The sequence below is a fragment of the Micromonospora sp. CPCC 206171 genome (assembly GCF_036906755.1).
Lineage (GTDB): Bacteria > Actinomycetota > Actinomycetes > Mycobacteriales > Micromonosporaceae > Micromonospora > Micromonospora purpureochromogenes.
In genome coordinates, this window is record NZ_JBAKHT010000002.1 from 184,875 (window position 1) to 208,107 (window position 23,233).

At 74.7% G+C, this 23,233-nt stretch carries 18 protein-coding genes; 8 read left to right on the forward strand and 10 right to left on the reverse strand.

Annotated features, from left to right (window positions below; genetic code table 11):
• Window positions 1-24 precede the first annotated feature (24 nt).
• Entirely contained in the window at window positions 25-2,190 is a 2,166-nt protein-coding gene (locus tag V6U89_RS03600; protein WP_334569144.1) for an ATP-dependent DNA helicase UvrD2, read from the reverse strand.
• Between the two features lie 93 nt (window positions 2,191-2,283).
• Here V6U89_RS03600 and V6U89_RS03605 point away from each other — a divergent pair, with 93 nt between their 5' ends.
• Window positions 2,284-2,526 carry a mycoredoxin gene (locus tag V6U89_RS03605; protein ID WP_334569145.1) on the forward strand — a complete coding sequence of 81 codons (243 nt, stop codon included), beginning with the start codon at window positions 2,284-2,286 and terminating at the stop codon, window positions 2,524-2,526.
• A 107-nt stretch (window positions 2,527-2,633) separates the two neighbouring features.
• Here the strand turns inward: V6U89_RS03605 and V6U89_RS03610 are convergent, their stop codons facing one another.
• On the reverse strand, window positions 2,634-3,884 hold the full coding sequence (locus tag V6U89_RS03610; protein WP_334569146.1) for an MFS transporter: 1,251 nt from the start codon (window positions 3,882-3,884) through the stop codon (window positions 2,634-2,636).
• A 230-nt stretch (window positions 3,885-4,114) separates the two neighbouring features.
• On the opposite strand from V6U89_RS03610, the gene V6U89_RS03615 reads away from it, so the two are divergent.
• The 3 genes from V6U89_RS03615 to V6U89_RS03625 all read left to right on the forward strand — a co-directional run bounded on the left by V6U89_RS03615 (window position 4,115) and on the right by V6U89_RS03625 (window position 5,890).
• Window positions 4,115-5,092: a helix-turn-helix domain-containing protein gene (locus V6U89_RS03615; RefSeq protein ID WP_334569147.1), complete on the forward strand. Its 978-nt coding sequence runs from the start codon at window positions 4,115-4,117 to the stop codon at window positions 5,090-5,092.
• A 72-nt stretch (window positions 5,093-5,164) separates the two neighbouring features.
• Window positions 5,165-5,398, forward strand: a complete 234-nt coding sequence (locus V6U89_RS03620) for a DUF397 domain-containing protein (RefSeq protein WP_334569148.1) — start codon at window positions 5,165-5,167, stop codon at window positions 5,396-5,398.
• Between the two features lie 216 nt (window positions 5,399-5,614).
• Entirely contained in the window at window positions 5,615-5,890 is a 276-nt protein-coding gene (locus V6U89_RS03625) for a hypothetical protein (protein ID WP_334569149.1), read from the forward strand.
• 200 nt (window positions 5,891-6,090) lie between these two features.
• Here V6U89_RS03625 and nudC read toward each other — a convergent pair whose 3' ends face one another.
• The 3 genes from nudC to V6U89_RS03640 are packed head-to-tail and all read right to left on the reverse strand — an operon-like array spanning window position 6,091 to window position 9,679.
• Window positions 6,091-7,038 carry an NAD(+) diphosphatase gene (gene nudC, locus V6U89_RS03630; protein ID WP_334569151.1) on the reverse strand — a complete coding sequence of 316 codons (948 nt, stop codon included), beginning with the start codon at window positions 7,036-7,038 and terminating at the stop codon, window positions 6,091-6,093.
• Window positions 7,035-8,372, reverse strand: a complete 1,338-nt coding sequence (locus tag V6U89_RS03635) for a M16 family metallopeptidase (RefSeq protein ID WP_334569152.1) — start codon at window positions 8,370-8,372, stop codon at window positions 7,035-7,037. The genes nudC and V6U89_RS03635 overlap by 4 nt, the downstream gene beginning before the upstream one ends.
• Window positions 8,369-9,679, reverse strand: a complete 1,311-nt coding sequence (locus V6U89_RS03640; protein WP_334569153.1) for a M16 family metallopeptidase — start codon at window positions 9,677-9,679, stop codon at window positions 8,369-8,371. Before V6U89_RS03640 ends, V6U89_RS03635 begins: the two co-directional genes overlap by 4 nt.
• Window positions 9,680-9,954: 275 nt before the next feature.
• On the opposite strand from V6U89_RS03640, the gene V6U89_RS03645 reads away from it, so the two are divergent.
• From V6U89_RS03645 to V6U89_RS03660, 4 genes are read left to right on the forward strand one after another with little or no spacing between them, the layout of a single operon-like run.
• Complete coding sequence (locus V6U89_RS03645; RefSeq protein WP_334569154.1) at window positions 9,955-11,019, forward strand: ABC transporter substrate-binding protein; 1,065 nt, start codon at window positions 9,955-9,957, stop codon at window positions 11,017-11,019.
• Window positions 11,016-11,795 carry an ABC transporter ATP-binding protein gene (locus tag V6U89_RS03650; protein ID WP_334569155.1) on the forward strand — a complete coding sequence of 260 codons (780 nt, stop codon included), beginning with the start codon at window positions 11,016-11,018 and terminating at the stop codon, window positions 11,793-11,795. Before V6U89_RS03645 ends, V6U89_RS03650 begins: the two co-directional genes overlap by 4 nt.
• Window positions 11,785-12,669, forward strand: coding sequence for an ABC transporter permease (locus V6U89_RS03655; RefSeq protein WP_334569156.1), 885 nt, complete (start codon window positions 11,785-11,787; stop codon window positions 12,667-12,669). Before V6U89_RS03650 ends, V6U89_RS03655 begins: the two co-directional genes overlap by 11 nt.
• Window position 12,670: 1 nt before the next feature.
• Window positions 12,671-13,177 (forward strand): RrF2 family transcriptional regulator, encoded by a 507-nt coding sequence (locus V6U89_RS03660; protein ID WP_334569157.1) that lies wholly within the window; start codon window positions 12,671-12,673, stop codon window positions 13,175-13,177.
• Window positions 13,178-13,328: 151 nt separating this feature from the next.
• Here the strand turns inward: V6U89_RS03660 and V6U89_RS03665 are convergent, their stop codons facing one another.
• The 5 genes from V6U89_RS03665 to V6U89_RS03685 form a co-directional block, all read right to left on the reverse strand.
• Window positions 13,329-13,529, reverse strand: a complete 201-nt coding sequence (locus V6U89_RS03665; RefSeq protein ID WP_154942138.1) for a hypothetical protein — start codon at window positions 13,527-13,529, stop codon at window positions 13,329-13,331.
• A 279-nt stretch (window positions 13,530-13,808) separates the two neighbouring features.
• Window positions 13,809-15,113 carry a DEAD/DEAH box helicase gene (locus tag V6U89_RS03670; protein ID WP_334569158.1) on the reverse strand — a complete coding sequence of 435 codons (1,305 nt, stop codon included), beginning with the start codon at window positions 15,111-15,113 and terminating at the stop codon, window positions 13,809-13,811.
• Between the two features lie 249 nt (window positions 15,114-15,362).
• Window positions 15,363-15,566, reverse strand: a complete 204-nt coding sequence (gene cspE / locus V6U89_RS03675; RefSeq protein WP_007464836.1) for a transcription antiterminator/RNA stability regulator CspE — start codon at window positions 15,564-15,566, stop codon at window positions 15,363-15,365.
• A gap of 204 nt (window positions 15,567-15,770) precedes the next feature.
• A complete protein-coding gene (locus V6U89_RS03680; RefSeq protein ID WP_334569159.1) occupies window positions 15,771-19,226 on the reverse strand; it encodes an ATP-dependent helicase in 3,456 nt (1,151 codons plus the stop codon).
• 100 nt (window positions 19,227-19,326) lie between these two features.
• Window positions 19,327-23,130, reverse strand: coding sequence for an ATP-dependent helicase (locus tag V6U89_RS03685; protein ID WP_334569160.1), 3,804 nt, complete (start codon window positions 23,128-23,130; stop codon window positions 19,327-19,329).
• Window positions 23,131-23,233: the final 103 nt, after the last annotated feature.

Consider the following 23,233-nt stretch of genomic DNA (forward strand, 5'->3'; position numbering starts at 1 on the left):
GCCCGGGGGCGAGGGCAAACGAATTTACGACGAGATTTCGAAAGTTTTTTGCGGCGCGATGTCGTCCACCGCCGCACCGTCCACCAGCGCCAGCACCGCCTCGCCGTAGAGGCCGAGCTTGCGGGGCCCGATCCCGGCGATGGCGATCAGCTCCTCGATGCGCCCGGGACGCCGCTCGGCCAGCGCGGTCAGGGTGGCGTCGGTGAAGACGACGTACGCCGGGACCTTCTGCGCGCCGGCCACCCGGGCCCGCCAGTCCCGCAGCCGCTCGTACAGGTCCTCGTCGATGTCGGACGGGCAGGTCGGGCAGCGGCCCAGCTTGCGGTCCGGGCCGGCGAGCAGGGTCGCGCCGCAGATCCGGCAGGAGACGATCTGGGTGGCGGGCCGGCGCGCGGCGGTGCGCTTCGCCACGCCGCCGCCGGCCCGCTCGCCGCCGCCGGAGCGGTCCAGCTGCGGCAGGAACCTCGACGGCCGCCGGGCCCGTCCACCGGGCGAGCGGGCCGAGGCGTACGACAGCCAGAGCCACTGCCGGGCGCGGGTGATGCCGACGTAGAGCAGCCGGCGCTCCTCCTCGACCTGCTCCGGGGTACGGGCGTACGTGGTGGGCAGCGTGCCCTCGGAGAGCCCGACCAGGAAGACCGCGTCCCACTCCAGCCCCTTGGCCGAGTGCAGCGACGCCAGCGTCACCCCGTCCACGGTCGGCACGTGCTGCTGGGCGGCGCGGCGGGCCAGCTCCTGGTTGAAGTCGCTCAGGGTCACCGGCCGCTCCACCGCGGCGGCCTCGCCGATCGGCAGCACCTCCGGCGTCGCCGCGTACTCCTCGGCGAGCTGGACCAGCGCGGCCAGCGCCTCCCACCGTTCCCGCGCGGCGCCGCCGGCCGGGGGCGCGTCGGGGGCCCAGCCCACCGCGGCGAGCGCCTCGACCACGGCGGTCGGCAGCGGGGTCTCCCCCGGGATCGAGCGGGTGGCAGCCCGCAGCGCGACCATCGCCTGGCGCACCTCGACCCGCTCGAAGAACCGCTCCGCCCCCTGCACCACGTACGGCACGCCGGCCTCGGTCAGCGCCTTCTCGTACGCCTCGGACTGCGCGTTGGTCCGGAACAGCACGGCGATCTCCTTGGCCGGGGTGCCCCCGTCGACCAGGGCCCGGCAGCGGGCGGCGACGGCGTTCGCCTCGGCCGGCTCGTCGGTGAAGATCCGCAGCTCCGGCTCGGGGCCCGGCGGGCGCTGCCCGTGCAGCTCCAGCCGCAGCCGCGCCTCGGCGCCCCGGGCCTGCGAGATCACCGCGTTGGCCAGCCCGACCACCTGCGGGGTGGAGCGGTAGTCGCGGACCAGCCGGACGACCGTGGCGCCCCGGTGCCGGCGCGGAAAGTCGACCAGGTACGCCGAGGTGGCCCCGGTGAACGAGTAGATCGTCTGGCTGGCGTCGCCCACCACGGTCAGGTCGTCCCGGCCGCCGAGCCAGGCGTCCAGCAGCCGCTGCTGCAACGGGTTGACGTCCTGGTACTCGTCGACGACGAAGTGCCGGTACTGGCCGCGCACCTGCTCGGCGACGTCCCGGTGCTCCTCGATCCCCCAGACCGCGGCGCGCAGCATGTCCTCGAAGTCGATCACGCCGTTGGAGCGCTTGAGCCGCTCGTACGCGGCGAAGACCTCGGCCACCTTCGCCGGCTCGTACGGCGTCTCGCGCAGCGCCTTGGCCGCGGCGACCACGTACTCACCCGGCTCGACCAGCGACGACTTGGCCCACTCGATCTCGCCGGCGAGGTCGCGCGCGGCGGCCCGGTCGGCGCGCAGGCCGACCTTGGCGGCGGCCAGGGTGACCACCCGCACCTTGCTGTCCAGCAGCTCGGGCATGGCGCGCCCCTCCAGCAGCCGGGGCGCGAAGTAGCGCACCTGGCGCAGCGCCGCCGCGTGGAAGGTCCGCGCCTGCACACCCGGCACCCCGAGAACGGCGAGACGGCTTCGCATCTCGGCGGCGGCCCGGGCGGTGAAGGTGACCGCCAGCACGTGCCGGGGGGAGATCTCGCCGGTCAGCGCGCGATGGGCGATCCGGGAGGTCACCGCGCGGGTCTTGCCGGTGCCCGCGCCGGCCAGGATGCAGACCGGGCCGGCCGGGGCGGTCACCGCCGAGCGCTGCTCCGGGTCGAGCCCGGCGAGCACGACGTCCGCCGCTGAGTGAACCCCCACAGCGAGGAATCATCTCAGCTCCCGCTGATGTTGCAGCGGTTAGCCTGACCTGAACGACAGGCCGGGCGAGGCGATCACTTGGAGGACCTGACCATGTTGACGATGTATTCCACCTCGTGGTGCGGCTACTGCCACCGGCTCAAGTCGCAGCTGGACCGGGAGGGCATCGGGTACGAGGTGGTCGACATCGAGCAGGACACGAAGGCGGCCGAGTTCGTGATGAGCGTCAACGGCGGCAACCAGACCGTCCCCACGCTCCGCTTCGCCGACGGCAGTGCCCTGACCAACCCCTCCATCACCCAGGTCAAGAAGCACCTGGACAGCCTCGCCGGCTGACCCCCACCGCCGCTGCGGCGCAGTTTCCGGGAAAGAGGGCCCATTCCGTGCGGAATGGGCCCTCTTTCCCGGTAAGCGGCGTGAGGGACGCCGGGCGGCGGGGCCGGTCAGAGGCGGGTGGGGTCGGGGGTGAGGTGTTCCGTGGGGTGGGGGCGACGGGGCGTGGGGAGCGGGGCGGGCGGCGGGGAGAGCCGGCGGCCGCGCCAGAGCCAGGCGCCGGCGGCGGTGGTGATCACCCCGACCAGGACGAACAGCAGCCGGTAGTCGAACACCCCGACGAGCAGCGCGCCCGCGCCGATGGAGCACGCCTGCGGGCCACTGACCAGCGCCTCGGACGCCGCGGCGACCCGGCCCAGCAGCCGGGGCGGGGTGCGCCGCTGGATCAGCGTGGCGAGCCCCACCATGGTCAGCGGCAACGAGACCCCGGCCAGCAGCAGCGCCAGCACCCCGAGCCGGAGGTCCGGCCAGGCCAGCGCCAACGCGGCCGGGCCGAAGAAGGTCACCCCGGCGGCGAGCGCCCCGACCTCGCCGATACGGCGTACCACGGCGGGTGAGAGCAGGCCGCCCACCAGCCCACCCACCCCCTGCACGGTGACCAGCACCCCGACGAACGCGGCGTCGCGGCCCAACCCCTGGTCGACGTACGCGAAGATCAGCGACTCGCTGAAGCCCATCACCAGCGAGCCCAGGCCGTAGCCGAGCAGGGCCCGGCGCAGCGCCGGCTCTCCGGCCAGGTGCCGCAGCCCGGCGCCCAGCTCGGCCGGCCAGCGCAGGGTGGCCGCCGCCGGTTCGGTCTCGGCCACCCGGAGCAGCCCCACCACCGCGGCGGCGGTGACGAACCCGACCATCGCCAGGGTGGCGAGCAGCCAGCCACCGACGGCCGCGTAGAGGACCGCCCCGGCCAGCGGGCCGCCGAGCCGCAACCCCTGCCGCACGGTCTGCAGCGCCCCGTTCGCGTCGGCGAGCAGTTCGCTCGGCACCAGCTGCCGGATCAGGCCGCTGAGCGTCGCGCTGAGCGTGAGATACGACAAGCCGTACAGCGCGGCCACCACGTAGATGATCCAGACATCGGCACGGTCCCGGACCGCGAAGAGCGGGGTGAGCAGCATGGCGGTACCCAGGTTCGCGGCGACGAAGAACGGCCGCCGGCGGTAGCGGTCGACCACCCAGCCGACCAGCGGCGCCAGCGTCATCGGGGCGATGATCGCGAAGATGGTGGCACCGGCCAGCCCGTCGGAGCCGGTCAGATCCTTGACCCAGATGGCGAGCGCGAGCAGCAGGATCGACTCGGCGGCCATGCTGGCCAGCAGCGCGCCGAAGAGCAGTCGGAAGTCGGGGCGGCGCAGGACGGTGCGCATGAGGGTTCCCTCCGCGGGGCATGGCGCCGGTCGGGCGCGTCAGGGGAGGTGCAACCGGCCCGGTCATCGTCGCCCGGACGGCCGACACCTTCCACGGTCCTCTTTTTGTCTCGTGACACGCCCTCGCCGGAACCTCCGGCACCGGCCACGCCGTCCATACTGACCGTGGGGGGCGAATTTCATACAGTTACCGTCGCGTCCGCGGCGGTCGACGCGAAACGAGGACACCCGTGCCTCCTGCCGTACCCAGTCCGATCCTGCGACGACGCAGGCTCGGCACCGAACTGCGCCGCCTGCGCGAGGCGGCGGGACTCACCGGCGACCAGGTCATCGAGCGGATCGGCTGGGCGTCGGCGTCCAAGCTGTCCCGGCTGGAGAACGGGCGCAGCCGCCCGGACCCGGACGACGTACGCCTCCTGCTGGACCTCTACGGCGCCGAGCCGGAGCTGCGTGACGACCTGATCGGCATCACCCACGAGGCCGGCGACATGCGCGGTTGGCGCAAGTCGTACCCGGTGATGACACAGCAGCAACTCGGCTGGGCGGAGATCGAGGCCGGCTGCGCGGAGATCCGCGAGTACAACCCGGTGCTGGTGCCCGGGCTGCTCCAGACCCCCGGCTACGCCCGGCTGCGGATCGTCTCGGCCGACCGGGCGGCCAGCGCGACCGGCGACCCCGAGGCCGGCGAGGACCCGGAGACGGAGGTACGCGCCCGGCTCGCCCGCCAGTCGCTGCTGGACCGGGTCGACGGCCCGCGCTACACGGCGGTGCTGGAGGAGGCCGCGCTGGGCCGCCGGGCCGGGCCGCCGGAGGTGCTGCACGAGCAGTTGGTGAAGCTCTGTGAGCTGGCCATCCTTCCCAACGTCACGCTGCACCTGCTGCAACGCGACACGGTGATCGGCGATTTCTACCTGCCGCCGACCGCCTTCTCGCTCTACCGGTTCGCCGATCCCCAGGATCCGGAGACCCTGGCGATCGAAGGCGGCTTCATCGACGTCATGTCACACGAGGCAAACCCGGTAAATCGCTATAAAGTGGCCTTCGAGTGGCTGTGCTCGGCGGCGCTCTCCGCATCGGACACCCTCTCCTGGCTCTTCGAGGCGACGGGGCGGCTGACCGACTCGGCAGCCCCGTCCACGTCGGCCCACGGGTCGGCAGCAGCGCCGGTCCAGCGCCGGCGAAACTCCGGGCGCCTGACGGAACGGTGATCCACACCGGACCCCGTCGGGGCCGGGCAGGTCACTCGTCCCCATCGGAGTCCCAGGAGCAGGAGCAGAACCATGAACGACATCCGCAACACCGTCTCCGCCCGGCAGCTCGCCGACGCCCCGTGGCGCAAGAGCACCCGCAGCCAGACCTCGAACTGCGTGGAGGTGGCGCCGCTGGGAGCCGGTCCGGCCGTGATCGCGCTGCGGGACAGCAAGGACCCGAGCGGACCCGTGCTGCTGTTCAACCGGGCCGGCTGGCTCGGCTTCGTCGGCGGCGCGAAGAACGGGCAGTTCGATCGGAACTGATCCGGTGACGCAACGAGGGGCCGTCGGCACACCGCCGGCGGCCTCTCGTCGTCTCCGCCGACGCGAACGTCCTGACCAGACCTCAGATGATCGGACGAGACCGGACGGATGGCGGCGTTTCACTTGCTGGGACGGCGCGCGGGCGTAACATGACGAAAGAGTGACGTGGAACTTCCACAGCGTGCTCGCCCCGTCGCGGTCCATCCGGAGACAGCCATGCGTTTCCTGATCGTTCGTACCGACATCCGCACCGCCGCCGACAACGACATCGCCGCCGCCTGGGCCGGTGGTGGCCTGCTGCGGGACGAGACGACCGCGCCCGAACCGCGCCGCCAGATCGTGCACGCCGAGGACCGTGACGCCGCGCTGCTGCTCGCCCGCGCGCTGTCCACCGTCGGCGCCGTCCGGTCCGGCCGGCAACGGGTCAAGGTGCTCCCACTCGACGAGCCCGGCGTCGTCCACCAGGAGTGGTGGGAGGCCCGCAGCACCTGAGAACCACCTGACGTCCGCCGTGGTCGGACCGGCTCCCCCGCCGTGTTCTTCGCCTCATCCGCCACGACGGTCCGTGTTCCCGGCCCGGGATCGTCGCGGCAACGACGGTCCCGGGCCGGGACCGCGTCCGGGCCCGGATCCGGGGCCCGGGCCGTCAGCCGGTCACTTTTCAGGCCCGGGTGCCCCGGGTCCGCAACCGGTCAGCAGTGCCCGTCCAGCCAGCGGTGGATGAGGAAGAGGGCGATCGAGGAGGGCGGCGGCAGGATCACCCGATCCCCGTCGCCGGCGTCCACGACCCGCCCGGCCAGCACCGCGCCGACCTCCCGGCGGGTGAACCAGCGGGCGTACGCGATCTCGGTCGGGTCGACCAGGACCGGCGCCTTCGGGTCCGCCTCGGCCAGGAAGCCGAGCATCAGCGAGCCGGGGAACGGCCAGGCCTGGCTGCCCGCGTACCCGATCCGCTCGACCGCGACCCCGACCTCCTCGTGCACCTCGCGCAGCACGGCCGCCTCGGCCGACTCCCCCGGCTCGACGTAGCCGGCCAGGCAGGAGAAGCGGCGCTCGCCCGCCGTCCGCGGCCAGGTCGCGTTGTTGCCGAGCAGGCAGCGCCCGTCCGGGCCGTCCACCCCGTCGTGCACCAGCACGATCATGGCCGGGTCGGTCCGCGGCCAGGCCCGCTGGCCCTGCGCGTCCACCCGGGACCAGCCGCCCTCGTCGATTTCCGTCCGGCGCCCCGTCCGCGGCGACCAGCCGTGCCCGAGGTGCCAGTTGACCAGCGCCAGCGCGGTGGTGAAGATGCCCGCGTCCCGGTCGCTGAGCAGGTGCCCGACGTCCCGCAGGTGCAACGCCCGGGTGTTCGGCAGGTCGGGCAGCGGCGCGTCCACCGCGAAGACCGGCGCGCCGTCCGGCTCCAGGCCGAGAAAGAGCGGCGCGGCGTCGGCGATCCCGTCCAGCTCGGCCGGCTCGCGCAGCACGAGCGCCGGCGGGTTGGCATCGGTACGGGCCAGCGCCATCCCCTCCCGCGACGAGTCGAGCACCAGCACCCGGGACCGCTGCCAGGCCTGCGCCAGCCAGTCCGGGTCGGTACGCCGGTGCGCCGCCCGGTCCAGGGTGGTGCGGGCCAGCGGCGGGACGGGCTCCCCGCTCACGCCGACTCCCGGCGCACCGGGGTCAGCGCGGCCAACTGTCCCTCGATCCGGTCGGCGTCGCCCAGCACCACGGTGACCGCCTTCGCCGGGGCGAGATAGCGGGCCGCGACCTCCGCGACGTCCTCGGGGGTCGCCTTGGCCAGCCGGGCGGCGTGCTCGGCCAGGAAGTCCAGCCGCAGCCCGTTGCCGGCGTACGCGCTGGTCAGCGAGGCGAGACCGGCCTGCGTGGACATGCCGAGCTGGAGGGTGCCCAGGGCGTACTGGCGGGCCTGCTCCAGCTCGTCCGGCTTCGGCGGCAGCGAGGCGAGCCGGCCCAGCTCGTACGTCGTCTCCAGCAGCGCGGGGCCGGTCACCTCGGTGGCCACCTCGGCGGCGGCGACCAGCACCGACCCGGCGACCGAGTGCTCGACCGACGAGTGCGGCCCGTACGTGTAGCCCTTGTCCTCGCGGATGTTCTCCACCCAGCGGGAGGAGAAGTAGCCGCCGAAAACCAGGTTGGCCAGTTGCAGCGCGGCGTGGTCCGGGTGGGTGCGCGGCACCGCCGGCAGCGCGATGCGCAGCGAGGACTGCACCGAGCCGGGCCGGTCGACCAGCAGCAGCGGACCGGGCTCCAGCGGCGGGGTCGGCGGCAGGTCGACGCCACGGGTGTCGCCGCGCCAGCCGCTCAGCGCCTGCTCGGCGGCGTCCAGCGCCCGCTCCGGCCGCACGTCGCCGACCAGCACCAGCACCGCCTCGGCCGGGTGCACCCGCTCGGCGTGCAGCTTGCGCAGCGCCGGCGGCTTCACCGCGCGAACCTGCTCGGGCTCCGGGGTCTGCACCGCGTACGGGTGGCTGCCGTAGATCCGCTTGAGCAGGGCCGTCCGGGCCAGGTGCGAAGGCTGGCTCTGCGCCACCTGGATCCGGTCGATCAGCCGGTCCCGCTCGGTGCCGACCCAGTCGGCCGGGTACGTCGCGTCGGTCAGCACGTCGGCCGCCAGCTCCAGCATCCGGTCCAGGCCGGTGACCAGGGCGGCCCCGGAGAGCATGAGCCGGTCCGGGTCGATGCCGGCCGACAGCCCGCCGCCGACCTTCTGCAACTCCGCGGCGATCTGGGTGGCGGTGTGCGTCTGCGTGCCGGAGAGGATGGTCTGCGAGAGCACCGCGCCGCGGGCCAGGTGGGTACGGCCGAACGGCATCCACAGCCGCAGCTCGACCAGGGGCACGGCGGGACGGCGTACCGCGATCACGGTGAGCCCGTTGGCGAGCCGCCGCTCGCCCTGCTTCGGCACCTTGAGCTTGCGGGTGGGGCCGAGCGGCGGCAGCGCGCGCGGCGTGGCGGGAGCGGTCGTACTCATCGGGCACCTCCGGGGATGACCTCGACGGCGGCGCGACGCTCCGGCCGCAGGGTGGCCGCGGCGGCCCGGACCTGCTCCTCGGTGACCTCGCCGACCAGCCGGGGCAGCTCGTTGAGCAGGCCCGGCTCGCCGCGTTGCTGTTCCAGCACGGCCATCCGCAGCGCCCGGCCGAGCACCGCGTCGGTGTCCCGCAGCAGGTGGGTGGCCATCCTGGCCTGGGTACGCGCCAGCTCGCCCTCGATCAGCCCGTCGGTGGCCAGCCGGTCCAGCTCCTCGTCGATGGTGCGCAGCACCTTGTCCACGTCCCCGCCCGGTGGCAGGTGCGCCTGGAGCAGCAGCGCGGTGGGGTCGCGCACGTCGAACGGGTCGCCCATGAAGCCGAGGTAGCCGCCGAGGCCGGTGACCGACCGGTCCCGCTGGACCAGCCGCTCGACCAGCCGGGAGGCGTCGCCGTCGGTGAGCACCTCGGCCAGCACCACGTAGGGCAGGTAGCCGGCGAAGTCGTCGATCGGGTCGGGCACCCGCCAGGCCCCGGCGACCGCCGGCAGCGGCGCCAGCGTGTCGGTGTACGTGCTGCGCCGCTCGACGGTCAGGTCCGGCTCGGTGAAGTCGGGCCGCCGCGGCGCGGGTCGGGCCGGCACGTCGGAGAAGTGCCGCTCGATCAGGGCCGTCGCCTCGGCGACGTCGATGTCGCCGCTGACCGCCAGCACCGCGTTGCCGCTGGCGTAGTAGCGGCGGAAGAAGTCGGCGGCGTCGGCCACGGTGGCCGACTCCAGGTCGACGAAGGAGCCGTAGCCGTCGTGCGCGTTGGGGAAGGTGTCGAACATGACCGGCGGCAGGGTCAGCCACGGGAAGCCGCCGTACGGGCGGTTCAGCACGTTGACCCGGATCTCCTCCTTGACCACGTCCACCTGGTTGCGCAGGTTCTCCTCGGTCAGCCGGGGACCGCGCATCCGGTCGGCCTCCAGGAACAGCGCCCGTTCCAGGGCGTTGCTCGGCAGCGTCTCGAAGTAGTCGGTGTAGTCCAGGTGGGTGGAGCCGTTGAACGTGCCGCCGGCACCCTGGACGTGCCGGAAGTGGGCCAGCTTCTCCAGGTTCTCCGAGCCCTGGAACATCAGGTGCTCGAAGAGGTGGGCGAAGCCGGTACGCCCCTCGGGCTCGGACCGGATGCCGACGTCGTAGACGACCGCGACCCCGATGACCGGGGCGCTGCGATCGGGGGTGAGGACCACCCGCAGGCCGTTGTCGAGGGTGTACCGCTCGACCGGATATTTCGTCGCGGGGATTTTGAGTCTGCGCGTCGGCACGAGATCGACCCTAACGCGTCGGCACCTCCGGCACCGGCGACCTTCCCGCAGTCGCCGACGCCGCCGCGGGACGCGCCGGTCCCGCCGGATCGGGCGGCACCCCGGACGGCTGTCCCGCAGCCGACCGACGAGCACCGGCAACCCCACCGAACAGGTGGGAATTGCCGAGATCCTCCACCCCGCCCGTCCCGGATCGTGGATGGGTCTTGACGCCGGCCGGCCACTGGCCCAGTCTTCCTACCAACTAAGTAGGAATACTGCGGATTGGATGGACGATGAGACGGCTCCCCTTCCGTCGGTTGGTCTCCCTCGCCACCCTCGCCGTCATCGGCGTGGCGACGGCGGGGACCACCGCGGCGTGCGGCGACGACGACGGCGCCAAGACCGGCGGCTCCGGCCCGGTCACCCTGCGGCTGGGCTACTTCCCCAACATCACCCACGCCCCGGCCGTGGTCGGCGTGGAGAAGGGCGTCTTCGCCGAGAAGCTCGGCAGCGACGTCAAGCTGGAGACCAAGACCTTCAACGCTGGCCCGGCCGCGATCGAGGCGATCTTCTCCGGCGCGCTCGACGCGACCTACATCGGTCCGAACCCCACCGTGAACGCCTTCTCCAAGTCCAACGGGGAGGCGGTCCGGGTGGTCTCCGGCGCCGCCTCCGGCGGCGTGGCCCTGGTGGTCAAGCCGGGCATCACCTCGGTGGAGCAGCTGCGCGGCAAGAAGATCGCCACCCCGCAGCTCGGCAACACCCAGGACGTGGCGCTGCGCTACTGGCTCAAGGAGAAGGGCCTGAAGACCACCAAGGAGGGCGGCGGCGACGTCAAGGTCGTCCCGCAGGAGAACTCCCAGACGGTGGAGACCTTCGGCAGCGGCGCGATCGACGGCGCCTGGGTGCCCGAGCCGTTCGTCTCCCGGCTGGTGAACGCCGGCGGCAAGGTGCTCGTCGACGAGCGCGACCTCTGGCCGGACCGGAAGTTCGTCATCACCAACCTGATCGTCAGCACGAAGTTCCTCAAGGCGCACCCGGACGTGGTGCAGAAGCTGGTCGAGGGGCAGGTCGCCGCGAACGAGTTCGTCAACAGCAAGCCGGACGAGTCCCAGCAGGCGATCTCCGACGCCATCGGCAAGATCACCGGCAAGCCGCTCGACCTCAAGCTGATCAAGCAGGCCTGGCCGACGTTGGAGTTCACCAACGACCCGATCGCCGCCTCGCTCAAGACCGGGCTCGACCACGCGGTCGCGGTCGAGCTGACCAAGCCGACCAGCCTCGACGGTCTCTACGACCTCAAGTACCTCAACGAGGCCCTCAAGGCGAGCGGCAAGCCCGAGGTCGTCCAACCATGACGTCGGCCACGACGACCCCGCGCAGCGCGACCGGCCAGGTCGCGCTGCGCGGCGTGACCAAGGTGTACGGGCGGGGCGAGAACGCCGTCCTCGCCCTGGAGGGGGTCTCCCTCGACGTGGCGCCCGGCGAGTTCGTCTGCCTGGTCGGCGCCTCCGGCTGCGGCAAGAGCACCCTGCTGAACCTGGTCGCCGGCCTGGACCGGCCCAGCGGCGGGCAGATCGACGTCGGCGCGGACGTCGAGCCGGGGCTGATGTTCCAGGAGTCCGCGCTATTTCCCTGGCTGACCGTCGAGGGCAACGTCGAGCTGCCGCTCAAGCTGCGCGGGCTGCCCCGGGCGGCGCGCCGGGAACGCGTCGCGGAGCTGCTCCGTACGGTGCATCTGGCCGACTTCGGCCGCAAGCGCCCGCACGAGCTCTCCGGCGGCATGCGCCAGCGCGTCGCCCTGGCCCGCACCCTCGCGCTCGAGACGCCGGTCCTGCTGATGGACGAGCCGTTCGGCGCCCTGGACGCGATGACCCGCGACATCCTGCACGACGAGCTGGAACGGATCTGGTCCGAACGCCGGCTGACCGTGCTCTTCGTGACGCACAACGTCCGGGAGGCGGCCCGGCTCGCCGACCGGATCATCCTGCTCTCCAGCCGGCCGGGCCGGATCATCTACTCCACCGAGGTCGACGTGCCCCGGCCGCGCCGCATCGACTCCCCCGAGATCGCCGCGATCGCCGCCGAGGTGACCGACCGGCTCCGTACGGAGGTGGGCCGCCATGGCCAGTGAAACGCTCGCCGCACCGCAGCGCACCGACGCGGAGATCTCCGGGCTGGACGCGCTGGAGATCGCCGGGCGGGAGAAGGTCGGCAGCCGCGCCGGCCGGCTCTGGGCCGCCACCTGGCCGAAGCTCGCCGCGCTCGGCCTGGCCGTCGGGCTCTGGCAGGTGGTGGTCTGGACGGGCTGGAAGGACCCGTGGGCGCTGCCCGGTCCCGCCGTCGTGTTCGGCGATCTCGGGAACTACCTGGTCAGCCCCGCGCTCTGGGACGGGCTGGCGACCACCGCCCGACGCGCCGTGGTGGGCTTCGCCGCCGCGGTCGCGGTCGGACTGGTGCTGGGCCTGGGCGTGGCCCGGTCACGGGTGCTCCGCGCGGCCCTCGGTTCGATGATCACCGCGCTGCAGACGATGCCGTCGATCGCCTGGTTCCCGCTGGCCATCCTGCTGTTCCAGCTCAGCGAGCAGGCGATCTTCTTCGTGGTGGTGCTCGGCGCGGCGCCGTCGGTGGCCAACGGCGTGATCCACGGCGTCGACTACGTGCCGCCGCTGCTGGTCCGGGCCGGCCGCAACCTCGGCGCCCGGGGGATCAGCCTCTACCGGCACGTCATCGCCCCCGCCGCCCTCCCGGCCATCGTCGCCGGGCTCAAGCAGGGCTGGGCGTTCGCCTGGCGCAGCCTGATGGCCGGGGAGCTGCTGGTGGTGATCGCCGAGAAGACGTCGATCGGCGCCCAGCTCACCTACGCCCGGGACTTCTCCGACGCACCCCGACTGATGGCCATCATGATCATCATCCTGGTGGTGGGTCTGCTGGTCGACGCGGCCTTCGGCGCGGCGGACGAGGCGATCCGGCGCCGCTGGGGCGTACTGGACCAGGCTGGTCAGTGACGTGTACGTCTCCGCGCGCAGCGACTACGCGCTCCGGGCGATGCTCGCCGTCGCCGCCGCCTCGACCGGCGGCGACGGCGGGCCGACGGGCTCGGAACCGTCCGACGGGTCGGGGCCGGCCGGCGGGCCGACAGCGCCCGGCGGGGCCGGTGGCGAGCTGGTGAAGGCGGCGGCGCTGGCGGAGAGCCAGGGCATCCCGCTCAGCTTCCTCCAGGGCATCCTGCTGGACCTGCGCCGGGCCGGGCTGCTGCACAGCCACCGCGGCACCGAGGGCGGGTACGCGCTGACCCGGCCCGCCCGGGAGATCAGCGTCGGGGACGTGCTGCGCGCCGTCGGCGGCTCGCTGACCACGGTGCGCGGACTGCCGGCGGAGGACGCCGGCTACCACGGGGTGGCGACCGGGCTGCGGGACGTCTGGCTCGCCGTGCACGGCGCGATCGCCGTGGTGGTCGACCGGACCACGCTGGCCGACCTGCTGGTCCGCCGCGAGCGTTCCGCCATCGGGTGACGGCCGGTCGGTCCTCCCCCCGGAGCCCGACCGGCCACCCCGCGTGCCGGCCCCTCGCCGGCCGCAGTCCCGCGACCGCCTCCGGCCAGCCGGAGGTCGACCCCCCGCGCGCCGGCCCCTCGTCGACCGCGGTCCCGGGACCATCCCCCGGCTAGCCGGAGGTCAACTCCACCGCCGGGCCGGCCGAGCCGGCCGGGCTGCGCAGTTCCACCAGCCCGGCCGGGGCGGCGCGCCCCGGCCTCGGGTGCCAGGGCGCGAACGCCGCGACCATGGCGAGCACCAACCCCGCGCCAGCCACCGCGAACACCACCAGCAGCTCGCGCACCGCCCCCGAATCGGCGTCGCCCGCCATGGTCACCCCTCCCGTGCCCGGCCGCCCCCGGCCGGATCTTCCCCCCGGTACAAGCTTCGATCAGGCAGGGACCTCGGGACAGTCGCCGATCAGACCCAACCTCGCCTGTTTGCCGACTCAGCCGGCCGAACGTTCACCCAGCGTGGCCGTCCGGCCCCGCCACGTCGACGATCTTCAGCGATGCCGGGCCGGACGGGATGTGCCGCCCGGGGCGGGAAACGGAAACAGCGGCCGCGCGACCGCCGTCGGGCGGTGCGCGGCCGCTGCGGGCCGGAAAGGTCAGGCGGTACGCGGACGGCGCGGGCGCCGGGAGCGGCCCGAGGTGCGGTGCGCGGAGCGCGCGCCCTCCCCGCCACCGTGGGCGGTACGCGCGGCCGGCGCCGGCTGCGGGACGGCGATGGTCACCGGCACGCCGGACGGCTCCCGGGCACCGGTCACCCGGGCCAGCGACCCGTCGTTGAGGCGGACCTGGGTCGACTGCGGCTTGATCCCGGCCACGCTCATCAGCCGGGAGACGTCCCGGCGCTGCTCGGGCAGGACCAGCGTGACCACGGTGCCGGACTCGCCCGCCCGGGCGGTACGACCGCCCCGGTGCAGGTAGTCCTTCGCCTCGGTCGGCGGGTCCACGTTGACCACCATGTCCAGCCCGTCCACGTGGATGCCCCGCGCCGCCACGTCCGTGGCGACCAGGGCGGTCACCTGGCCGGTGCGGAACTGCTCCAGGATCCGGGTGCGCTGCGGCTGGGACTTGCCGCCGTGCAGGGCGGCGGCGCGTACCCCCTTGGCCAACAGCTGGCGGGCCATCCGGTCGGCGCGGTGCTTGGTGGCCATGAACATGATGGTGCGGCCGTCACGGGCGGCGATCTGGGTGAGCGCGGCCGGCTTGTCGGCCGCGTCGACGTGCAGCACGTGGTGCGTCATCGCGGTCACCGTGGCGGTGCCCGGGTCGACCGAGTGCGAGACCGGGTTGCTCAGGAAGCGGCGGACCAGCTTGTCCACGCCGCCGTCCAGGGTGGCGGAGAAGAGCATCCGCTGGCCGTCCGGGGCGACCTGCTCCAGCAGCTTGGTGACCTGCGGCAGGAAGCCCATGTCGGCCATCTGGTCGGCCTCGTCCAGCACGGTGATGGCGACCTGGTCGAGGCGGGCGTCGCCCCGGTTGATCAGGTCGTGCAGCCGGCCGGGGGTGGCCACCACCACCTCGGCGCCGGAGCGCAGCGCGTCCGCCTGCCGCTGCAACGACAGCCCGCCCACCACGGTGGCGCAGCGCAGCCCGACGGCGCGGGCGTACGGGGCGAGCGCGGTGGTGACCTGCTGGGCCAGCTCACGGGTCGGCACCAGCACCAGCACCAGCGGGCGACCGGGGCGGGCCCGGCGGCCGGCGGTACGCGACAGCAGCGGGAGCCCGAAGGCGAGCGTCTTGCCCGAGCCGGTACGGCCCCGGCCGAGCACGTCGCGGCCGGCGAGCGAGTCCGGCAGGGTGGCCGTCTGGATCGGGAACGGCTCGGTGATGCCCTGCGCCGTGAGCTCGGTGAGCAGTGCCGGCGCCAGGCCGGTCGCGGCGAAGGTGGGAATGGTCATGGTCATGCGGAAATGCCTTCCTCGACGCGGCACGTGTCGAGGGAGGGCGCCGTGAATCGGCGCTGTCGCCGGCGGAGCAGATCCGCCGCGACTCACAAGCACGAACCGAAGGGGTACAGGCCGGTCCGCCGCAGCACGCCACTCCCGCCGGAGCGGGGGGCGGCGCGGCGGACCGGTCCCGTCACCGCGCCCGGAGGGCGCGGAGGGTGTTACGGGTCGATCCGAAGATCAGGGTGTTACGGGTTGATCCGAGGATCAGAGCGGGCGGATGTTCTCCGCCTGCGGGCCCTTCTGGCCCTGGGTCACCTCGAACTCGACCCGCTGGTTCTCGTCCAGGCTCCGGTAGCCGGAGGACTGGATCGCCGAGAAGTGGGCGAAGACGTCGGCGCCGCCGCCGTCCGGGGTGATGAAGCCGAAGCCCTTGTCAGCGTTGAACCACTTGACGGTGCCAATAGCCATGTGTTCTGTCTCCTTGACGGAACGTCGAACCCGCACCTGTTGCGGGCTCGAAGAGGAGCGCTCCGCGCGGGAATGCGCGAATCGCTTGTCGCTTCTGGTCGCCCCGCCCGGAGAACTCCGGACACAACAAAGAGCGCCTGGGGCCACAATCCGCCAGGCGCACACAGAGTCTCTGGAAACCAAAACTGCAACAGGACGAACCTATCACGGATTGCCCGCCGCGCCACCCCCGGGCGGAAATTCCGGTACGCCGCCGATCAACGCGGTGAGCCCGTCGGCGTCGAGCAGGTCCGTCGGCCGCACCGTCACGCCCTCCCGGACGTAGTGGAAGGCCGCGCCGACCCGGTCGACCGGCACCCCGGCCAGTTCGGCCCAGGCCAGCCGGTAGACGGCCAGCTGCACCGCCGCCACCTCGGCCTCCCGGGCGGTGGGCCGGCGGCCGGTCTTCCAGTCGACCACGTCGTAGCGGCCACCGGGGCGGGCGAAGACGGCGTCCATCCGGCCCCGGACCACCACCCCGGCGAGCACTGTGGCGAACGGCACCTCCACCTCCACCGGCACCCGCTCGGCCCACTCGCTGGCCAGGAAGCGCTCCTGCAACTCGGCCAGCGCCTCGTCCGGCGCGGCGTCCGCGTCGGCCGCGCCGGGCAGCTCGTCCACGTCGAGCAGCCGGTCGGCGCCGAAGCGCTGCTCCAGCCAGGTGTGGAAGGCGGTGCCCCGCCGCGCGTACGGGTTGGGCTCGGTCGGCATCGGCCGGCGCAGCGTCCGGGCCAGCGCCTCCGGGTCGCGGCGCAGCGCCACCAGCTGGGTCACCGACAGGTGCCCGGGCAGCGCCACCTCCACGGCTTCGGCCTGCCGCAGCAGCTCGGCCCGCTCGGCGAGGAGCAGGTCGGCCTCCCGCCGCCAGCGCGCCACCTCCGGATCGTCCACCTCGGTCGGCCGCACCTCGCCCGGGGCCGGCTCGGCCTGATCCTCGCCCGAGGCCGACTCGGCCCGGCCCTCGGCCGGGGCCGAATCGCGGCGGGCCGCCTCGGGGTCGGCGAGGAACCGGCGGACCAGCGCGGCGGCCTCGGCCAGCGCCGGCCGGCGGGCGCCCAGCGGGTCCGCCGGCCACTCCGCCCGCAGCACCATCTCGGTGGTCGGGTTGACCGCGTCCCCGGCCGGCTCGGGCGCCCAGGCGTCGACCAGGTGCCCGGTCGCGCCGTCGAGGCAGGCGTCGTGCACCTCGCGGAGGAAGACCGACGGGCCACGGAAGCGTTTGGTCCCCTCCCCCCACCAGTAGCCGGAGCAGAGCAGCAGCCGACGCGGCCGGGTCACCGCCACGTACGCCAGCCGGCGCTCCTCCCGCTCGTCATGCGCCCGCCAGGCGTCGGTGAAGTCCTCCACCGCCCGGGCCACCCCGCGCTGGTCCTCCGCCCCGGCCAGGCCCAGCTCTGGCAGTCCGTCGGCATCGCCGCGCAGCGGGAACGGCAGCACGCCGAGCCCGCCCAGCCAGTGGTCGGAGCTGCGCACCGGCCCCGGCCAGACTCCCCGGGTCAGCCCGGCGACCGCCACCACGTCCCATTCCAGACCCTTGGCGGCGTGCGCGGTGAGCACCTGCACGGCGCCCTCGACCACCTCCACCTCGCCGGGGGCCAGGCCGCGCTCCTCGTCCTCGGCGGCGGCCAGGTAGGCCAGGAACCCGGCGAGGGTGGCGCCCGGGGTCTCGCCGCTGAACCGGGCGGCCACGTCGCCCAGGGCGTCCAGGTGGCCCCGGGCCAGCCCGGCGTCGCCGGCGCCGTCCCGGCCGGCGCGGACCGCCACCTCCACGTCCAGGCCGATGGTCCGCTCGATGTCGGCGATCAGCTCCGGCAGGGTCTGGTCCAGCCGGTAGCGCAGCAGCGCCAGTTCCATCCCGTACGCGCGCAGCCGCGCGTAGCCCTCGGCCGAGTACGCCTGCGCCGGCCCGAGGTCGGCCAGCGCCTCGACCAGCGTCGCCTCGTCCAGCACGTCCACCGCGATCTCCGGCCCGTCGTCGCCGGTGAGCCGGTGCCGCGCCCGCGCGATCGCCCGGGCCCGCCGGTGCAGCGCCACCAGGTCACGCGGCCCGATCCGCCAGCGCGCGCCGGTGAGCAGCCGCAGCAGCGCCGCCCCGTCGGTCGGGTCGGCGAGTACCCGCAGGGTGCAGACCACGTCGCGGACCTCGGGAGTGTCCAGCAGGCCACCCAGGCCGACCACCTCGACCGGCAGGCCGCGGGCCCGCAGCGCCGCCTCGATCGCCGGGATCTGGCTGCGCAGCCGGACCAGCACGGCGGTGGTGGGGCGCTGCGGCACCGGGATGTGCTCGGGCAGCGCCCCGGGCAGCCGGGCGGCACCCCGCCAGGCGGCGAGCACGCTGTCGGCGATCCAGTCCGCCTCGTCGGCGTACGTCTCCAGCAGCGCGCAGTGGACGGTGCCGGCGGCGTGGCCGCCCGGGCTGCGGTGCGGGATCGGGTCCCGAACGCTCATCGCCGCGCGCAGCTCGGGCACCTGTGCGCCGGCGGCGCGCAGCGGCAGGGAGAGCGCGTTGGCCACGCCGAGGATCTCCGGCCGGTTGCGCCAGCTCGTGGTGAGGCTCAGCACCTCGGCCGGGGTGCCGTCGGCGCGGGCGAACTCCGTCGGGAACCGCTCCAGGGTGCCGGCGCTGGCCCCGCGCCAGCCGTAGATGGACTGGCAGGGGTCGCCGACCGCGGTGACCGGGTGGCCGCCGCCGAACAGCGCGTTGAGCAGCACCACCTGGGCGTGGCTGGTGTCCTGGTACTCGTCGAGCAGCACCACCCGGAAGCGGTCCCGCTCGACCGCGCCCACCGCCGGGTGGTCGCGGGCCACCCGCGCGGCCCGGGCGAGCTGGTCGGCGAAGTCCATCGCCTCGAAGTCGTCCTTGCGCCGCGCGTACGCCCGCACCAGCGGGAGCAGCTTCAGCCGGGTCTGCTGGAGCTGCAACGCCTTACGCACGTCGGCGTAGACCCGGCCGGGGCGGGACTGCACGTCGGCGAAGAAGCGGCCGGTCCAGGCGGCCAGCTGGTCCGGGTCGACCAGGTGCTCGTCCAGCTCCCCGGCCAGCGCCAGCACCGCGTCGGTGATGGTGCTGGGCATCCGGTCGACCTCGGACATGTCGCCGTCGTAGTTGCGCACCAGCAGGTCGACCAGCTGCCAGCGGGACGCCTCGGTGAGCAGCCGGGTGGTCGGCTCGTACCCGGCGCGCAGCCCGTGCTCGGTGACGATCCGGCCGGCGTACGAGTGGTAGGTCGAGACGGTCGGCTCCCCGGCGAGCGGGTCGTCCAGCGGGTCGCGCCCGCGCCGGCCCAGCCGCCGGACCAGCTGGTCGAGCCGGGTACGCACCCGGTGTGCCAGCTCACCGGCGGCCTTGCGGGTGAAGGTGAGGCCGAGGATCTGCTCGGGCCGGACGTACGAGTTGGCGACCAGCCAGACCACCCGGGCGGCCATCGTCTCGGTCTTGCCCGAGCCGGCGCCCGCCACCACCAGCAGCGGTTCCACCGGCGCGGCGATGATCGCCGCCTGCTCCCGGGTCGGGGCCGGCAGCCGGAGCAGCTTCGCCAGCTCGACCGGGGTGTAGCGGGGCCCGGCGTCGGCGGCCCGGGGCGCCGGGGCGGCGGTGCTGAACAGGGTGGGCTGGGTCACTGTTCCGCCTCGCTTCGCGACTGCGGGGCTCGCAAGCTCACTCCTCGCGCTCCCGGTTCCGCCTCGGTTCGCGACTGCGGGGCTCGCTCAGTGCGCGCGGTCACGGCTCCTCCGGGGTGCGGGTCGCTGGGGGCTCGACGACCTGGCGCCCCTGCCCGGAGACCGGGCAGCTGGTGCGCACCGGGCAGACCCGGCACTTCGAGTTGGCGACCGCCGCGAAGGTGGCGGCGGCCATCGTATCGGCGGTGCGCCGGACCAGGGCGGTGGCCCAGCCGGCCTCCGGACCCTCCCCGGCGGCGGCCTGGGCCTGCTCCTTGGCGTCCTTCGCCCCCGTGCCGAGCTGCACCAGCGCGGCACCGCCGGACTCCTCGCCGAACTCGGCGAACGCCCCCGCCTCCACCGCCGCCTGGTACGCCCCGAGCTGCGGGTGCTCGGCGACCTCCCGCTCGGTGACCGCCGTCGACTTGCCGGTCTTCAGGTCGATCACCACGAGCCGGCCGTCGGCGTCGACCTCCAGCCGGTCGACCCGGCCGGTCAGCTCGACCGGGCGGCTCGGGTCGTCGAGGCGGACGGCGAACTCGTGCTCGATGGCGAGCAGCCGGCGCGGGTTGCCGGCAAGCCAGCGCAGCAGCTTGTCCACCATGGCCTCGGCGCGGGAGCGTTCCGGGCCGACCATCCACCGGGCGGCCAGCTCGATCGCGTCGAACCGGGCGGCGACGTACTCCAGCAGGGCGGTGCGGTCCGCGCTCGCGTCCTCGGCGAGCATCGCGGCGGCGTGCACCAGGTTGCCGACGCCCTGCGCGGCGCTGGCCGGGCCGCTGCCGCCGTGCCGTTCCAGCAGCCAGCGCAGGCTGCACCGCAGCGCGCTCTCCATCGCCGACGGGGTGACCCGGACCGGCTCGCCCTCGTCGACCAACGGCCGGTCGTCGGAGAGGCCGCGCAGGCCCCACCAGTCGTCCGGGTGGGCGCCGGGGATGCCGGCGGCGGCCAGGCGGGCCAGCTCGGCCGCCGCCGCGCGCCGCCGGGCGGGCGGCGCGGCCGGTTCGGTGACCGCGGTACGCAGCTCCGCGACCAGCGCGGACAGGGTGAGCGCCCGGGGCGGACGCCCGACCGGCAGCTCCCCGGGTTGGTGGGGCTCTTCGTCGTCCACAGCCGACGACACGGTGGCGCCGGGCCGGGCCGTTGCCGCCGGGGCGGTCAGGGCGGCGCCATCGCCCGGTCGGTCGGCGGCGACCCGGCCGGTGACTGCGGGACGCTCGCCGGGCCGGTCCGGGGCGATCGTTGCGGCGCCATCGCCCGGTCGGTCGGCGACTGGGCCCGTCACCGCGGCACGGTCCCCCGGCCGATCCGATGCCGGGACGGACGCTGCGGCACCGTCGCCCGGTCGATCCGCCGTCCGGCCGGTCGCCTTCGATCCGGTCGGCGTCAAGTCGGTCGGCTTCGACCCGGGCGCCGGGCCGGCCGGCGTCGGGCCGGGCGCCGGGTCGGTCGGCGCGGGGCCGCCCGCCCCGGTTGCGGGCGGCTCGGTGGTGCCCAGCTCGTGCAGGAAACGGCTCGGCTGCTCCTCGTGGTCGTCGCCGCCGACCGCCGCCGAGGCGACCGCGGTGACCAGCAGCCGGCGCCGGGCCCGGGTCACCGCGACGTGGAAGAGCCGGCGCTCCTCGTCGAGCAGGGCCGAGGTCTGGCCGACCAGGCTGGCCCGGGTGCCGGCGCCGTCGGCCCGGCCGGCGAGCACGTCGACCAGTCGCTCGGAGCCGAGCAGGCTGCCGCGCAGCCGCAGGTCGGGCCAGATTCCCTCCTGGACCCCGGCGACGGCGACCAGGTCCCATTCCAGGCCCTTGGCCGCGTGGGCGGTGAGCAGCCGGACCGCCTCGCCCCGGTCCGCGCTGGCGGCCAGGGTGTCGGCCGGCAGGTCCTGGCCGAGGACGTGGTCGAGGAAGACCTCGGTACGCGCGCCGGGCAGCCGGTCGGTGAAGCGGGCGGCGGCGTCGAAGAGCACCATCACCGCGTCGAGGTCGCGGTCGGCGGCCTCGGCCCGCCAGCGCTGGGCGGTCTCGTGCTCGCCGGTGGCGGCCCGGCCCCGGTTGATCGCCCCGGCCCAGCGCTCGGCGAGGCCGCTGGCCCGCCACACCGCCCAGAGCACCTCCTCGGCGGTGGCACCGGGGGTGGCGGCCGCCGTCCGCGCGGTGGCGAGCAGCTCGGCCACCGTCCGGGCCGGCTCCACCCAGCGCCGGTCGATCGCGGCCAGCTCCGCCGGGTCGCGCAGCGCCTCGACGATCAGCTCGCCGGAGGGGCGGCGGTCGCCGGCGGCCAGCGCGAGCGCCCGCAGCCCCTGGCGCAGCCGTCGCTCGGCGAGCGGGTCGGCGCCGCCCAGCGGCGAGTGGAGCAGGGCGACGGCGGTCTCCTCGTCCAGCCGATCCGGCTCCAGCGCGCAGCGCAGCAGGAGCAGCAGCGGCGCCACCGCGGGTTGCAGGTGCAGCGGCAGGTCCTCGCCGTGCACCACGGTCGGCACCCCGGCGGTGTGCAGGGCGCGGCGCAGTGAGGGCAGGTGCAGGTTGGTCGAGCGGACCAGCACCGCCATCCGCGACCAGGGCACCCCGTCGAGCAGGTGCGCCGACCGCAGCGCGTGCGCGAGCCAGGCCGACTCGCTGGTGCCGGAACGGAACGTGCGCACCTGCACCGTGCCGGGCGGCGCGTCGGGCAGCGGGTGCAGGGCCCGGTGCGCGGCCGGGCCGCGCAGCCGCCGGGCCAGCCGCCCGGTGGCGGCGACTAGCCCCGCCCCGGCCCGGTACGACGTGGTCAGCACGACGTGCGCGGCCGGTGCGCCGGAGGCTGTCCGGAACCGGTGCGGGAAGGTGTGCACCACGGCCGGGTCGGCGCCCCGGAAGGCGTACGTGGAGGAGTCCGGGTCGGCGAAGGCGACCAGCGGCTTGCCGCCGCCGGCGATGACGGCGAGCAGCTCCTGCTGGGCGGGGTCGGTGTCGGCCAGCTCGTCGACGTAGACGTGGGCCAGCCGGCGCCGCTCGGCCGCCAGCAGCTCGGGGTCGTCCAGCAGCATCCCGGTGGCGGCGCGCACCAGCTCCGCCGGGTCGTACGCGATCGAGCCGCGGTTGGCGACGTCCCGCAGGGCGAGCACGGCGACGTACTCGCGGAGGAAGCGGGCGGCGGCCGGCCAGTCGGCGCGCCCGAGCTTCTCGCCGAGCCGGGCCAGCTCGACCGGCCCGACGCCGCGCTCGGCGGCCCGCATCAGCAGGTCGCGCAGCTGGCCGGCGAAGGCCCGGGTACGCAGCGCGGGGCGCAGGTCCTCCGGCCAGCCGACCGGGTCGTCGCCGGGCTCCTCGCCCACCACGTCGAGCAGCTCGCGAATGATCAGATCCTGCTCCGGACCGGTGAGCAGCCGGGGCGACGGCTCGCCCCGCTCGGCGGCGGCGCGGCGGAGCAGCCCGAACGCGTACGCGGGGAAGGTGCGCACCAGCGGCTCGCGGACCACCCGGTGACCATCCCCGGCGATTCGCGCCTCGATCCGGTGGCGCAGGTCGGTGGCCTGCCGCCGGGCGAAGGTGAGCACCAGGATCCGCTCGGGGTCGACCCCCTCGGCCACCCGGGCGGCGACCGCCTCGACCAGGGTGCTGGTCTTACCGGTGCCCGGGCCGCCGACGACCAGCATCGGCCCGTCGGTGTGGCCGACGATCTCCGCCTGGAGCGGGTCGGTCAGCCGGGCACCGGGATGCGCGCCATCGACCGCCGACCCCTCGGACCGCGGCTCCCCCTCGACGCCCGCGCCCGCCCGGCCGTGTCCCTGCAGCGCCCCGCCGGCTCCACGGTCCCCCCGAACCGTCGCGGCGGACCGCTCCGCCCCCGGGCCCGGTCCGGCAGGCCGGCGCACCAGCCGGTACCCCTGCACCCCCACATCCCACCACGCCCCTCCGACACCCACCCCGCCCCCACCCCGCCGGACATTTGTCGATCATGAAGTTGTCGCCACGACCCGCCGACATCGAGGGCGA

Coding starts and splice junctions, on each gene's coding strand:
- V6U89_RS03645 (WP_334569154.1), top strand. CDS start 9,955: ATGAGACGGCTCCCCTTCCGTCGGTTGGTCTCCCTCGCCACCCTCGCC.
- V6U89_RS03670 (WP_334569158.1), bottom strand. CDS start 15,113: ATGACCATGACCATTCCCACCTTCGCCGCGACCGGCCTGGCGCCGGCA.
- V6U89_RS03650 (WP_334569155.1), top strand. CDS start 11,016: ATGACGTCGGCCACGACGACCCCGCGCAGCGCGACCGGCCAGGTCGCG.
- V6U89_RS03605 (WP_334569145.1), top strand. CDS start 2,284: ATGTTGACGATGTATTCCACCTCGTGGTGCGGCTACTGCCACCGGCTC.
- V6U89_RS03620 (WP_334569148.1), top strand. CDS start 5,165: ATGAACGACATCCGCAACACCGTCTCCGCCCGGCAGCTCGCCGACGCC.
- V6U89_RS03655 (WP_334569156.1), top strand. CDS start 11,785: ATGGCCAGTGAAACGCTCGCCGCACCGCAGCGCACCGACGCGGAGATC.
- V6U89_RS03610 (WP_334569146.1), bottom strand. CDS start 3,884: ATGCGCACCGTCCTGCGCCGCCCCGACTTCCGACTGCTCTTCGGCGCG.
- V6U89_RS03665 (WP_154942138.1), bottom strand. CDS start 13,529: ATGGCGGGCGACGCCGATTCGGGGGCGGTGCGCGAGCTGCTGGTGGTG.
- V6U89_RS03635 (WP_334569152.1), bottom strand. CDS start 8,372: ATGAGTACGACCGCTCCCGCCACGCCGCGCGCGCTGCCGCCGCTCGGC.
- V6U89_RS03625 (WP_334569149.1), top strand. CDS start 5,615: ATGCGTTTCCTGATCGTTCGTACCGACATCCGCACCGCCGCCGACAAC.
- cspE (WP_007464836.1), bottom strand. CDS start 15,566: ATGGCTATTGGCACCGTCAAGTGGTTCAACGCTGACAAGGGCTTCGGC.